This window comes from Desulfomonile tiedjei (genome assembly GCA_016212925.1).
GTDB lineage: Bacteria > Desulfobacterota > Desulfomonilia > Desulfomonilales > Desulfomonilaceae > JACRDF01.
On the sequence record JACRDF010000043.1, the window covers coordinates 55,463 to 69,406 of the forward strand.

The 13,944-nt window shown below is 54.4% G+C and carries 13 protein-coding genes; 11 read left to right on the top strand and 2 right to left on the bottom strand.

Going from position 1 to position 13,944, the window contains the following annotated elements; translation table 11 throughout:
- Positions 1-36: 36 nt before the first annotated feature.
- Positions 37-261 carry a cytoplasmic protein gene (locus tag HY913_17905; GenBank protein MBI4965154.1) on the bottom strand — a complete coding sequence of 75 codons (225 nt, stop codon included), beginning with the start codon at positions 259-261 and terminating at the stop codon, positions 37-39.
- A 1,200-nt stretch (positions 262-1,461) separates the two neighbouring features.
- On the opposite strand from HY913_17905, the gene HY913_17910 reads away from it, so the two are divergent.
- From HY913_17910 to HY913_17950, 9 genes are all read left to right on the top strand, one after another.
- Entirely contained in the window at positions 1,462-2,760 is a 1,299-nt protein-coding gene (locus tag HY913_17910; GenBank protein MBI4965155.1) for an ABC transporter substrate-binding protein, read from the top strand.
- Between the two features lie 73 nt (positions 2,761-2,833).
- Positions 2,834-3,556: an ATP-binding cassette domain-containing protein gene (locus HY913_17915; protein ID MBI4965156.1), complete on the top strand. Its 723-nt coding sequence runs from the start codon at positions 2,834-2,836 to the stop codon at positions 3,554-3,556.
- Positions 3,557-3,996: 440 nt separating this feature from the next.
- Positions 3,997-4,869, top strand: coding sequence for a branched-chain amino acid ABC transporter permease (locus tag HY913_17920; protein MBI4965157.1), 873 nt, complete (start codon positions 3,997-3,999; stop codon positions 4,867-4,869).
- Between the two features lie 4 nt (positions 4,870-4,873).
- Complete coding sequence (locus HY913_17925; protein MBI4965158.1) at positions 4,874-5,806, top strand: branched-chain amino acid ABC transporter permease; 933 nt, start codon at positions 4,874-4,876, stop codon at positions 5,804-5,806.
- Between the two features lie 285 nt (positions 5,807-6,091).
- Positions 6,092-6,613 carry a hypothetical protein gene (locus tag HY913_17930; GenBank protein MBI4965159.1) on the top strand — a complete coding sequence of 174 codons (522 nt, stop codon included), beginning with the start codon at positions 6,092-6,094 and terminating at the stop codon, positions 6,611-6,613.
- Positions 6,614-6,729: 116 nt separating this feature from the next.
- Positions 6,730-7,077: a histidine triad nucleotide-binding protein gene (locus tag HY913_17935; protein MBI4965160.1), complete on the top strand. Its 348-nt coding sequence runs from the start codon at positions 6,730-6,732 to the stop codon at positions 7,075-7,077.
- A 3-nt stretch (positions 7,078-7,080) separates the two neighbouring features.
- Positions 7,081-7,509 (top strand): histidine triad nucleotide-binding protein, encoded by a 429-nt coding sequence (locus HY913_17940; GenBank protein ID MBI4965161.1) that lies wholly within the window; start codon positions 7,081-7,083, stop codon positions 7,507-7,509.
- 108 nt (positions 7,510-7,617) lie between these two features.
- Entirely contained in the window at positions 7,618-7,956 is a 339-nt protein-coding gene (locus HY913_17945) for a nucleotidyltransferase domain-containing protein (GenBank protein MBI4965162.1), read from the top strand.
- On the top strand, positions 7,943-8,344 hold the full coding sequence (locus HY913_17950; protein ID MBI4965163.1) for a HEPN domain-containing protein: 402 nt from the start codon (positions 7,943-7,945) through the stop codon (positions 8,342-8,344). The genes HY913_17945 and HY913_17950 overlap by 14 nt, the downstream gene beginning before the upstream one ends.
- A 41-nt stretch (positions 8,345-8,385) precedes the next feature.
- Here the strand turns inward: HY913_17950 and HY913_17955 are convergent, their stop codons facing one another.
- The gene (locus HY913_17955; protein MBI4965164.1) at positions 8,386-9,837 is read right to left on the bottom strand and encodes an MATE family efflux transporter; all 1,452 of its coding nucleotides are present in this window, start codon (positions 9,835-9,837) and stop codon (positions 8,386-8,388) included.
- 209 nt (positions 9,838-10,046) lie between these two features.
- Between HY913_17955 and carB the strand changes: the two genes are divergently transcribed.
- Together carB and HY913_17965 are read left to right on the top strand one after the other, a co-directional pair.
- Entirely contained in the window at positions 10,047-13,271 is a 3,225-nt protein-coding gene (gene carB / locus HY913_17960) for a carbamoyl-phosphate synthase large subunit (GenBank protein ID MBI4965165.1), read from the top strand.
- Positions 13,272-13,283: 12 nt separating this feature from the next.
- Positions 13,284-13,634 carry a DsrE family protein gene (locus tag HY913_17965; protein MBI4965166.1) on the top strand — a complete coding sequence of 117 codons (351 nt, stop codon included), beginning with the start codon at positions 13,284-13,286 and terminating at the stop codon, positions 13,632-13,634.
- Positions 13,635-13,944: the final 310 nt, after the last annotated feature.

The following is a 13,944-nucleotide window of genomic DNA, read 5'->3' on the forward strand; positions in this document are numbered from 1 at the left end:
CCAATGACAAGTGTATTGGCCTGGATAGCATCGGTTCTAGATAATCAGGATAGGCTTTGGTTCTTCCTTCACGATTTTGTCGCCCACCGACGTGCCGCAGCGGGCGCACAGATATTCGTACTTTTCGCCTTCGGGAAGTATTAGCAGCAACCGCTCTCTAACAGGCATGGACCTTTGGCACTTCGGGCAATACAATTCGGTGGCGCGGAAGTTCTCAAATTCTCGTTTCTTTGGTTTACCGGCTCCTCGAGGAATCCCCAATTGCTGCTTCCGGTAATTTGGCATGGCCCCTCCTCGGGTATCTGGTTCTGGCAACTTCCTGTTGTAGGCAGCCTTGATAATACTTTATCTAAGATGCCAACGACCAGCCAAAAGGTCAAACTATCATGACGACCAATGCTGACTGCGCCTTGTGATGATTGATTGAGAACATTGGGTCATGTAATGAGTGGACTGTTTTTGTTGGGCAGGCCTTCCAGCCTGCCGTCGGTGAGACTCTAGTTTAGGCAGGCTGGAAAGCCTGCCCCACAACTGCCTGCCATCACGACAATGACGCTCACTTCCTCCATAACTCGATGGGTAATGAATAATTAATGTTATTCTTGACATTATGCTTACTTTAGTGCTATTATTGTATTAAATTTATTGAGTTTATCTTACGGATGAAACAGGCTGCCGGGTTTCATCCCTGGAGATTGCAATGAAACGATTGATCTGTATCCTGCTCTTTTCAAGTATGGTTGCGCTGGTATGGGCCCCGTTGGGAAACTGTTTCGCTGTGTTCACCTTCGGATGTCAGCGCGATGCCGAATGCTTTAATCAATTTTATTCAGCGCCTTGCCTTTTTCCGCCAGTGCTCAATCCATGTGCCGTTCCATGCCGGCCTCCCGCGTTTCAGCCCCAGGCGGTGACTTGCGCCTTTGACACGGCATGCCCGTCGGTGAAGTTGCCTTGCCACGGAGTCGCATACGGCCGTAACCCATATCCGATTTTCAGGGTTCGCTGACAGGCCCTTGGCATGATAAAACGGCCTCCACAGGGGGCCGAAAACTACGGGGAGAACCTTTGCTGCAAAAAGGTTCTCCCCGTAATTTATTGGTTGCATGTTTTCGGTGCTTGCACGACAGTACGCTTCATGCCGATCCGCAATCTAACGAAAAACCTAGCGGTAATACCGATGCGCTATCAAAGAGGTGATATCCGGATCTGGTCCGTATCAATAAATCCCCCCACCCCCCCTTTCGGAAAGGGGGGTAATGCCCTGACTTCCCCCCTTTTTTAAAGGGGGGTCAGGAGGGATTTTGACGGTCGACCATAAATCTACTCCCACCTAGATCACTTCTTTGACCTCGAACTGGTATAGGGTAGCGCCAAACCGCTTGCGCAGATCAGTGCCGGACAAAATGGGCACCCAAATCCCTTTCTTTGAGCGCGAGTCGGTATTGGATGAGGAGACTGGTATTGAAACGCAAAACCGGGCGGCTCGAAAGCAGGCGCGACTTTCTCAAGAAAGTCGGGCTCGCGGGAACAGCTTTCGCAATGACATCTGCGTTGTCGCCTGGCCCTGTCGCCAGGGCTTCCAAGAGACGAGACCACATCCTGGTCGGCCTGCCCAACCCATCCACAGGACCTCTCGCTGACTTCGGAGAAGCCTCCCCTTGGGCCAATGAACGGGCCCTGGCAGCAATCAATGGCCGAGGCGGAATTTATGTCGAAGAGCATGGCAAGAAATTGCCCGTCCGAATGAAGATGGTCGACACCGAGAGTGATCCGACCAGAGCGGGTGAAGTCGCGGTGAAGCTGATCCTCCAGGATCAAATAGACCTCATGGTTGTCCTGCACACGCCGGATACGGTCAATCCGGTGGCCGCGATTTGCGAGCGTTATGGGATGCCGTGCATCTCGCTGGACGCACCGGTGGAGGCGTGGATGACAGGAGGTCCTTACAAGTGGTGTTACCATGCGTTCTGGACAGTTGATGCCCTGACGGACCTCTACATCGGCATGTGGGATTTGTGTGCAGATCGGACCAACAAAGTTGTGGGCGGCTTCTGGCCGAATGATGCGGATGGCAAGGAATGGTCGGACCTGTTCAAGAAAAAGCTTCCCCCACGCGGATACAGAGTGATCGATCCGGGGAGATTTCCTCATTTCACGAGAGATTACACCGGATTTGTCAACCTGTTCAAAAAGGAAAACGTAGAAATAGTCACGGGAGTCGTCATTCCCCCTGACTGGGCCGCGGCCTGGCGCCAGTGCAGGCAGTTGGGGTTCGTACCCAAGGTCGCTAGCATCGGCAAAGCAATTCTGTTTCCATCCGCGGTTCAGGCGATAGGCAGCGATCTAGCCGCGGGATTGACGTCGGAAGTCTGGTGGAGTCCTCATCATCCCTTCAAGTCGTCGCTGACCGGTGAGACTGCTGAGACACTCTGCGAAGCCTGGAGCAAAGAAACCGGCAAGCCCTGGACCCAGCCTATCGGTTTCAAATACGCGGCCCTTGAAATTGCTTTCGACGCTCTTTCACGCGCCGGCAGCCTGGACCGGGAAAAGATTCGGCAGGCTGTGGCCGCGACGGATATGGATACAATCGTGGGACACATCAAGTATAATGACAAACATTATGCCGAAACCCCGCTGGTGGGCGGCCAGTGGGTAAAAGGAAAAAGATGGCCGTGGGAGTTGGAAATTATCTACAATAAGGGACATCGAGAGATCCCGAAGACAGCCGAACTCATGTTCCCAATTCCTGTTAACCCCTGACAAACTGAAGGTAATCAGACCGCGGGCCGTGGCGGTTCCGGCCCGGCGTCCTTCACAATCCCGCCGTGTAAGCATGACGGACATTTTAACGGTAAGCCATCTCACCAAGGAATTCGGCCGCGTCAAAGCGGTGAACGACCTCTCTTTCCAGGTGGGGCGAGGGGCCCTGCTGGGCCTGGTCGGACCAAACGGAGCGGGTAAGACCACTCTGTTCGACCTTTTGGCAGGGTGCTCGAAACCGGACCGGGGTTCCATTGCGCTGGACCGCGAGGATATTTCCGGCCAATCGCCTTCCGCCAGATCCAGGCTGGGGATTGGAAGGACATATCAGGTACCACGGCCTTTCCCCCGATTAACAGTGTACGAAAATGTCCTTGTACCCGTTACTCACGGCGGAGGTCTGAGTCAGCGAGAAGGCCGGTCCAAAGCCGAGGGTCTCCTGGAGCAGACCGGATTGTCCGGCAGAAAAAACGATTTCCCATCAGCCTTGAACTCGCTTGAACGGAAGATGCTCGAACTGGCCCGAGCCCTTGGAGCGAGCCCGAGGCTGCTCTTACTGGACGAAATCGCCGGCGGAGTGACGGATGCCGAGTTGCAGCAGGTCCTGCGAATAGTCCGCCAATTGCATGAAACGGGCATAACGATCATCTGGGTGGAACATATACCGCGAATGATGGTGCACGGCGTGGAACGGCTGCTGGTGCTGTCAAACGGCAGAATGTTAGCTTCCGGCAACCCTCGTGATGTCATGGCTGCGCGAGAGGTGGTCGACGTGTATTTAGGCCTGGTGCCATAGTAGCGGCTCCAGACGGCTCGATCTCCCTTTGGGAGAGGGCCGGGGTGAGGGCGACAAGAGCCAAACCATTGCTGGTCGTGCCACGAATTGGACTTCCTTCCGAGTCTTGAGACAGTTTCCATGGCTCATCCCTCCATGGAGCGCTGATCCGGCCCCGGGGAAACGTTACCCATGTCCGATTGTTGGGTCTTTATAGCGGTTGCCATAATTTTTGTCCGATTGGCAAGCACTCCATTCCGTCATTCCTGCGGAGGCAGGAATCCAGGACCGCGTCTCGCGGGATTTCCTGGGTTCCCCCCTTCGCGGGAACGACGGGCGATATAACGCTCTTGAAAAGTAGGCTCCGCAGATACGATCTGAAGACCAGATTGATTATCTTCTGGCCAAACGGACATTACTTTTGGCAACCGGTATAACTGACTTATCTTCAAGGATTGCCCATGCAAGACCTTTTACAACCAATTTTGAACGGCATTCTGCTCGGCGGGCTATACGCGGCAGTGGCGGTCGGGTTGTCCATGATCTTCGGGGTTGTAAAGATGGTCAACCTGGCACACGGCGACCTGATGATCGTGGGAAGCTATCTGTGCCTGGTGTGTACGGGGATGGCCGGAGTAAACCCACTACTTTCTATTGTCATTGTCGGCCCGGCCATGTTTGTTGTCGGCTTCCTTATGCAAAGATACCTGTTCAATCGAGTGCTGCATCAAGGAATGGAGCCGCCTTTGATCGTGACTCTCGGGGTCTCGGTCATTTTACAGAATGCACTCTTGCTGGTCTTTTCCCCGGATGCCCGATCCCTGGCGACTGACCTGTCAGTGCGCACAATCCGCGTTTCTGACACTCTGAGAGTGCCGGTTCCGTACCTCATAGGGTTTCTTGTGGGCATCATCACGATCGCTGCGCTGCACCGGTTTCTCAAGGGCACTAATCTGGGGAGAGCTATTCGGGCCGCTTCGGACGACGAGGGCGCCGCGCAGTTGATGGGTGTCGACACGGGCATCACTTACGCCTATGCGATGGGCATCGCTGCAATGACCGCGGCAATAGCTGGGATCCTGGTTGGCATGACATTCACTTTCTATCCTCATACCGGCCCGCAGTATCTCATCATAGCGTTTGGCGTTGTCATCATCGGTGGTGTGGGGAGTATGATTGGAACGCTCTTGGGAGGAATGATCCTGGGGCTGGCCCAGCTCCTCGGCGCGCATTTTTTAGGGCCGGGGTTTCAACTTTTGTCGGGCTACCTGGTCCTTCTTGTCGTATTGGCCTTGCGACCGCAGGGTATCTTCGGGAAAAGGGCCCATAGGTAGCGTCATGCGTGTGATTCGGTTGTGCATCATCGCACTGTTTGTAGCGGGACTGGCTTCGGTCCCGTTCTGGGGGTCGGAATATATGATGGCCCTTGCGATGATGTTTCTCATATACGTCGCTTTCAGCCAGATGTGGAACCTTCTCGCGGGTTATTCCGGGTTGATGTCCCTGGGCCAGCAGAGCTTCATCGGCCTGGGAGGATACACGCTTGCCGCGTTGTCGGTCAATCATGATGCGCCACTCTGGGCAGGCGTCCTTATGGGTGGCGCGGCTTCGTTGCTGTTCGCTCTGGTCATATCTGTTCCATTGTTTCGGACAAGAGGCGTTTATTTCGCGGTGGGCACCTGGATAGTCGCGGAAGCGCTCGGAATCTGTTTCAGCAACTGGTCGTACGTGCGCTACGGGATGGGGCTGTTTGTACAGCCGGCTTACAAGGTACCGCTCTATCAGATCTATTATGCTGCTCTGTTGGTAGGCCTGGGATCGGTCCTTCTCGTTTATTCTATCCTGAGATCGAAGCTGGGGCTGGGCTTGATGGCAATGCGTGATGACGAGGAGGCCGCCCAAACCGCTGGCGTAGAAGTGTTCCGATGCAAGCTGTACTGCTTTTTGATCGCCGCGCTTGTTACGGGTCTTGCTGCCGGGGTGTTGTATGTGCACCAGATATTCATCCAGCCGTACAAGGCTTTCAGCATTGATTGGACTGTCAGGCTGTTGATAATAGTCATAATCGGAGGAATCGGCACCATTGAGGGGCCAATTATCGGCGCGCTGATCTTTGTGATTCTACAGCAGCTATTCTCGGAATGGTTCAACGTGGGAATGCTCCTTTTGGGTGTAGTGTGTGTGGCTGTTATGCTCGTTGCCCCGCGAGGCATAGCAGGGGCCATGATCGACCGGTTCCGATTTGAGATTTTTCCGCTCCGGAGAGAGTAGCCGAAGACGAGCGCAGGTAGGGCCGGCGTCTCGCCGGCCGCCGAGGGACCGGCGGACTGCCGGTCCTACAATTGCGAGGAGTGAAACGACGAAGCAATCTCTGCCTTCAACCGCTGAGATTGCTTCGCTACGCTCGCAATGACAATCTTTCCGACCCGTGAGTGAATGGATACCCTCGCGCCAAAAGATGGCTGGACATGAGGCGCTTCTCTTGCTATGAGATAGGCCTCAAAATAGGGGCCGCAGATTGTTTTAGCGCTCCCGATCTCGCAGCGAGGCTGCATCATGACTCAAATGCCTTTCATTAAAGGTATAAAGCATGCCTTTATTCGAGGCCTCCCGCTTCTGTTAATGCTGTCGCTCTTGTCATCAGCCGGTCCGGTGTTCGCTTTATGGCTTCCCTGGGCCACTGAGGAATCCAAAGTGGCGAAGGTTGTCGCGGATGTCTGTCAAGCTACGGTTAACAACGATCAGCGATTCCTGGCGGAAAACGTTGTGGGCAATGGGGCGAAGGCATTCATAGACCAAGAAATCGCGGCCGTCCAAAGCCTCGGGGTGAAGAAGTACCACTGCCGAATCCAGCGGGTGACGATCCTGCCGCCGGACAATAACTGGGCAATTGTTGAATTCGACAAGGTGGCTACTCTTGGCAGCGGAGAAGAATTCGCCAATAAGGCGTTCTCCATCCTGGGGAAAGCCGACGGCGCATGGAAGATCACGATAGGTGTGGGAGACAAAATGAAGGCGGGGCAGGACATGCTCAACCTTATCCGGCAAGGGGCAGGAGTTCCCGGCCAGCGTAAATAGTGGGCGGTTTCCCCGTGCAGGTTATGCGGATTCGCAGTCAGGCGCGGTCGGTTTAATTTTTTGAAAGTCCATCAGTATTGCCAATCTGAAATCACCTTTGTATCAGGACGGCACACATGAGCGATTCTTATTCGGAGTGCATTTTTTGCGACATAATTCAGGGCAAGAAGCCCTCGAAGCAAGTTTACGAGGACGAACTGGTTGTAGCATTCTGGGATGCAAATCCTGCCGCGGCGCTGCACATTCTCATTGTGCCCCGCGAGCACATACCTACGTTGAACGACATACCGCCGGACAATAAAATCCTTGCGCATTTGGGGCAGGTGGCAAGCCGCATCGCGGCAGATTTCGGGGTGGCTGAACCGGGCTACAGATTTGTCATTAATGTCAACCCGGGAGGCGGCCAGATGGTCTTTCACCTGCACGCGCATTTAGTGTCGAGGACTTGGCGGGAGCCGGGTTGATCCATGCAAGATTGCATTTTCTGTAAGATAATTAACGGAGAGCTTCCTGCTCGGAAGATCTACGAGGATGACACAACGGTGGCTTTTTGGGATGCGCGTCCAGCGTCCCCGATTCACGTGTTGATCGTTCCTCGCAAGCATGTCCCCACGCTGAACGATATCCCCCGCGGGGACCCCCTTGTGGCCCACATGAGCGATGTGGCGAAGAAGCTTGCCGTGGACCTGGGTGTCGCACAATCAGGGTACCGTTTCTTCATCAATGTAAATCGTGGCGGCGGTCAGGTGATATTTCATTTGCACGCGCACCTTGTTGCGGGCAACGATTTCGGTACGCTATTCATTAAGATGGGCATAGCAATCGCAATGTTGTGGCGCAAAATCGTCGGGCTTGTTCGCCGCGATCACAACCGCTATAACTCCCTTGAGGCATGATCCCTTGAGGGGTGCACGAGAACCCAAGCTAGAATGTCACGCGGCTGGGGAATGTCCCGTGTTTGGTTGTGGAACCCGCCCCCGAAGAACAATGTGAGGGCTAGGCGAATGGACACCGCAGATCACGAAGAGATCACTGCAAATATGGTGCGGGAGATCGTCAAGGCGGTAAATCCCGAGAAGATAGTACTCTTCGGGTCCCGGGCCAGGGGGGATTTTCACGAAGGGTCGGACATTGACCTTCTAATAGTTGAATCAGAGCCCTTTGGAGAGAAGCGAAGCCGGCGGAAAGAAATGGCCCGACTCTGGAAAATCCTGGCCGGGTTTCCAATATCCAAAGATCTCCTGGTCTATAGCCGAGATGAAGTGGAGTACTGGCGCGATTCCTTGAATAACGTTGTGGCCAAGGCGTTGAGAGAGGGCAAGGTCCTCTATGAGCGACCCTAAGCAAGCAAGCCTGATGCTCAGTATGGCACAAAAGGATCTCAAGGCCTTAAAGGGGATGATGGACCCAAACGTTTTCGAGGAGGAGATCTTCGGGTTCCATATTCAGCAGGCAATTGAGAAGGCGTTGAAAGCCTGGCTTGCACTCCTCGGTGTAGAGTACCCATTAACCCATGACTTGAGCGTCCTGCTGAACGCTCTGCAGGATCTTGGAGCCGATGTGTCGGGTCTGTGGGACCTGGTCGAGTACAACACTTTTGCCGTACGGTTCCGTTATGAATTTGTGGGAGACTGGGATCAGCCTCTGGACAGAGACTCCACGGTTCTGAGAGTGGAAGCCCTTGTGAACCAGGTGGAAGGCCACCTCCAGAGCCTACAAATTACCGGTTAGTGCCTGCTCGGTCACCGGTTGTCCAACTCCATCAAACTAAATCAGCCATCGCCCCCCGTAGGAAGTTTCCGTCCCTCCTTAACCGGGTCTCGGCCAAGGCATGCTTCCCAGAGCATGGTCTTGTTCTTCTCGTCTATGGAGGCCTTTGTCCAGGCCTCCCCGCGAAACCTTTGAATAAGCATGCCGCACATTAGAATGATGGAGATGGTCATGGCCCACCACACGCCTACGGCATCCGTTCGCAAAACGTGAATCACAGCCAATATGAATGGTATTCGAAGAAGCCACATCCCTATGAAAATGATCCTCATGGTGGCGTATGTGTCCCCTGCGCCCTGCAATGCTCCTGAGAGCGTGACCCCGATGGCCATGAAAGGCATACCGATCATGTTTATTCTGAGATAGCGTGTCATTTCTTCGAGCACTGCCGGATCGCCGGTCAACAGAGTGGATAGCCACGGAGCAAATATGAAGATCGCCAGGGTAGGTATGAATATGATGGCGAAGCACAATGCTGCGGTGGCTTTGGCTCCGGATCGGGCCCCTGCGACGTCCCCCGCGCCAATCCGATTGCCGGTCAAGACCGCGGCTGCCATGTTCAGCGCGAATATGGGCAGAAAGATTATCGCTTCTATCCTGACCCCCGCTGTCATCGCGGCCAGCGCGATGATCTGTCCACCCTCCATCCGGCCCACCAGAAAGTAGATAACGAGGGTCCCCGCGTTCCACGCGGTTTGCTGAAGCGCGGGTGGAACGCCGAGTTTGGCGAGATTCCTCAAGCAGGGGAACCGCGGACTCATCAGGGCCCTCAAGGTTACATGGCCCGGCCCCCAGAAAATGTGGATCAGGTTAAGGGCCATGCCGAGGGTCGTAGCGATAGCAGTGGCCCATGCAATGCCCAAGTAACCCAGGGAAGGAAAAGGTCCCAAACCCAGCCCGAGACCCAAGGATGCAATGACGTTGACCGCGGATGCGATAAAATTGTTGATCAAGGTGATACGGATGCGGCCTGATGCTCGCAGGACTCCGCCGGTTATGATCATCATGTAAGTCGGGATAAGAACCAGGGCAAAAATCCTGACAAAAGCCTCTCCGATGGCCTGAATGCCTTCCGGCATTCCTGCGAGCCGCACCAGTTGGGACGGCCACATCAAAGCAATAAACGTCATCCCCCCTGAGATCGCCAGTCCCATGACCACCGCGTTGGCAGTGATGTTCCTGACCCCACGGTTCGATTTTGCACCGTAGGCCTGGGAGACCATAGATACTGTTCCGACGGTGATAGCGTTGGCCAGAATCACTAGGGTCCAGTAGAGCTGCGCCACGTACCCGACCGCGGCCAGAACGTCGGTCCCCAGCTTACCCGCTACATAGACATCGGTAAGGCCAATGGAGAACTGAAAGAACATTATCAGGATCATGGGCCAGCCAAGTGCCCACGAATCTTTGAGGAAGGCTCTGATTTCAGTCACTCTGGATTGAAAAGGCATCATGTCTTTCTATCAAGCCGCGACTCCAGGGTCAATTGCATGCTCGAATTTTGGTTCTGACTCGAGCTTCGGGGAAAAATGGTGTTCCCCTTGAAATTTTCACACGGCGACCCTATAGTCTCGGGTGACTTGGATCTTCGGGATTGCTTGAAGCCAAGGGTCTTCTTGCCGGAATCCCTGAGCCACAAATTATTCTCAGAAAAGCCATAAAAATGCCGAAACGAACAGACATCAAGTCCATTCTCCTCATAGGGTCAGGGCCTATTATTATCGGCCAGGCCTGTGAATTCGACTATTCCGGAACTCAGGCTATCAAGGCTCTGAAAGAGGAAGGTTACCGGGTGATACTGGTCAACTCCAATCCGGCTACCATCATGACAGATCCGGAGTTTGCCGACGCAACATATATTGAGCCTCTAAAACTGGACTTTCTTAGCACCATCATCGAGAAGGAACGACCGGACGCGCTGCTTCCCACTTTGGGTGGTCAGACGGCCTTGAATAGGGCTGTGGAACTGCACGAAGCAGGCGTGCTGAAGCAATTCGGCGTCGAACTCATCGGAGCCGGCATAGATGCAATCAACAAGGCAGAAGACAGGGACCTGTTCAAGAAGGCCATGAGCAACATCGGCCTGGATCTGCCTCGCAGTGGACAAGCCGAATCGTTGGAGCAGGCATGGGCCATTGCTGAAGAAGTAGGTTTTCCTAACGTTATCAGACCTTCCTTTACCCTCGGCGGAACCGGTGGGAATATTGCATTTTCACGGGACAAATTCGAGGAGCTGGCAAGGTGGGGCCTGGAGATCTCGCCGGTGGGGCGTATTCTGGTGGAAGAATCTGTCCTGGGATGGAAGGAATTCGAACTGGAAGTTATGCGCGACGGCGCGGACAACGTAGTTATCATATGCTCCATAGAGAATTTCGATCCCATGGGGATCCACACCGGCGATTCCATTACCATAGCTCCGGCCCAGACGCTCACTGACAAGGAATACCAGATTCTGCGCGATCAGGCTGTTGCGATCATAAGAGAAATCGGCGTGGACACCGGCGGGTCCAACATCCAGTTCGCTGTGCATCCGGAAACCGGCCGCGTTGTGGTCATCGAAATGAACCCCCGGGTCAGCCGATCCAGCGCGCTGGCCTCCAAGGCCACAGGCTTTCCCATAGCAAAGATCGCGGCCAAGCTAGCTGTTGGATATACCCTCGACGAGATCGCCAACGACATCACACTAAAGACCCCGGCCTCATTTGAGCCCACAATCGACTATGTGGTAACCAAGATCCCGCGCTTCACATTCGAGAAGTTCCCCGGCGCGGACAATACTTTGACCACGCAGATGAAATCCGTCGGCGAGGCAATGGCCATCGGCCGCACGTTCAAAGAGTCGCTTCAGAAGGCTCTCAGGTCTCTCGAAATAGACGTTTACGGGCTGGAGGAGCGTCTGGGAGCAGGACTCGCGCGCGATCAGGTCCTCGCACATGTTGCCAGGCCCACCCCCGACCGCCTTTTGCACATAGCCGACGCGATCAGGGCCGGCATAAGCATTGATGAGATCTACGAAGCCAGTAAGGTGGACCAGTGGTTCCTCGGGCAGATTCAGCAGATCGTTGAATTGGAGAATGAAATCTCGAATCCCGGATTTTTGCAAGGCGAGGACGCGAAAGACAATCTGAAGCGTGCAAAGTCCTACGGTTTTTCGGATATTCGTCTGGGCCGCTTGACAGGTAAATCTGAAGACGAAATCCGTGAAACAAGAAAACGCCTCGGCATAAACGCCGTGTTCAAGAGAGTTGATACCTGCGCCGCGGAATTCGAGGCCCACACGCCGTACCTCTATTCTTCGTACGAGGATGAAGACGAATCGGGAGTAACCGATAAGAAAAAAATAATCATACTCGGTGGCGGTCCCAACCGGATCGGCCAAGGGATTGAGTTCGACTACTGTTGCGTGCACGGCGCGTTCGCTCTCAAGGAAGACGGATACGAAACCATCATGGTCAACTGCAACCCGGAAACGGTCAGTACGGACTATGACACATCGGACAGACTTTATTTTGAGCCCCTCACCCAGGAAGATGTCCTCGCAATAGTCGAGCGCGAAAGGCCGGATGGAGTGATCGTGCAATTCGGCGGACAAACCCCGCTGAAATTGGCGGTTCCACTCTGGAATGCCGGCGTTCCCATAATCGGGACGTCGCCGGACGCTATCGATCGCGCGGAGGATCGGAAGCGATTCAAGGAGATGTTGATCGCTCTGGGCTTGAATCAGCCTCCCAATGACATAGCCCATTCGTACAGTGAAGTTATGGATGTGGCTCGCCGCATCGGCTATCCGGTCGTGGTCCGGCCCTCTTACGTCCTCGGAGGCCGGGCGATGGAAATCGTCCACAACGAGGACGACCTGAAGCAATACCTCACAGTCGTGGTGCAGGCCTCTCCGGAGCATCCTATTCTTGTGGACGGCTATCTCACCGGTGCGGTGGAAATTGATGTGGACGCGATTGCTGACGGCGAAGACGTGGTGATTGGCGGGATTATGGAACACATAGAAGAAGCGGGAATACATTCCGGCGACTCTTCATGCTCCTTGCCGCCGTACAGCCTCGGCCGATACCATCTGGACGAAATCCGCAGAATAACCAGACTGCTTGCAGTCGAGCTGAAGGTCAAAGGCCTGATGAACCTGCAGCTTGCCCTGAAGGATGGCGAAATCTACGTCCTTGAAGTCAACCCCAGGGCTTCCAGGACCATTCCGTTCGTGTCAAAGGCCATTGGAGTTCCTCTGGCGAAGTTGGGGGCCCGCGTCATGGCAGGGAGAAAACTCCGTGAACTCGGCTTCACTAAGGAAATTATCCCGAATCACGTGAGCGTCAAGGAGGCGGTCTTCCCGTTTATCAAGTTTCCGGGAGTGGACGTGCTGCTCGGACCGGAAATGAAGTCCACCGGTGAGGTGATGGGAATCGACGAGGAATTCGGCCCTGCGTTCCTGAAAGCCCAGTACAGTACCGAGTTCCCCATTCCTAAGAACGGAAAAGTGTTCCTGAGCGTTGCGGGCCGCGATAAAGGCATGGCGCTTATTGTAGCGCGCAGGCTTCAGGAATGCGGTTTTTCGTTCGTGTGCACGGAAGGAACCGCTGCGTCTCTCCGTACCGGCGGCGTTCCATGCGCCCTGATCGGAAAGGTTCACGAGGACAGCGAAGTCGACGTTACTGATCTCATCCGTCAAAACGAAATCATGCTCGTTATTAATACGGCCGCGGACAAGAAGTCCTTCCATGACTCGTACCACATACGCTTAGCGGCTCTGCACCATAACGTCCCGTACTTTACCACTGTTGCAGGCGCTAATGCCCTTTCCTTGGGTCTCCGGGCCATTGCCCGCGGAGGCGGCTTCAGGGTGATGTCCCTCCAGGAATACCACGGAATGAAATAGGGCAGGGTTGCCATGACCGCAAAAGTAGTCTTTCACATAGACTGGGATCAGGAAGACGGGTTGCTGATGGCGCTAAACAACATCAGAAATCTGCTCAAGGAAGTTCCCGAAGAGGACGCCTCGATATTCATCGTAGCAAACGGCAGTGCGGTGAACCTGTTCCTGAAAGACAGAGCCGTTCATTACGTCTCCACCATAGAAGAATTGCACAAGGCCGGCGCCCGCTTTCTCATGTGCCGAAACTCAATTACCAACCTGGGCCTGACCATGGAAGACCTGATCAAACCCTGCGAGCGCGTCCCCGCAGGGATCGTGGAACTTATCAGACTCCAACAAGATGGTTATGCCTACGTGAAGCCTTGATCCGACGTATAGTAGTTCTCGAAAGTTAACTCGGATTAATTTAGGATGTCCCCCCACGCGGGACGGTCTCATTCGGGAAGAGCTTTTGGGAACAACTATAGTAGCCCCTTCTATCAAGCGATGCTTTTTGTATTGGGTGCCACTGACCTGGGAACCAGGTCAGTGCTGGGCACGATGGAGATCCGAGTCACATTTTTAATGGCCAATCGGTATAATTTACGGTGGGGACACAATTTTGTCCTTGCGAGGAGTGAAATCCCGCGGAACGCGGGAAAGCAGTCCCCTGCTCGGTGGGACCGGCATCTAGCCG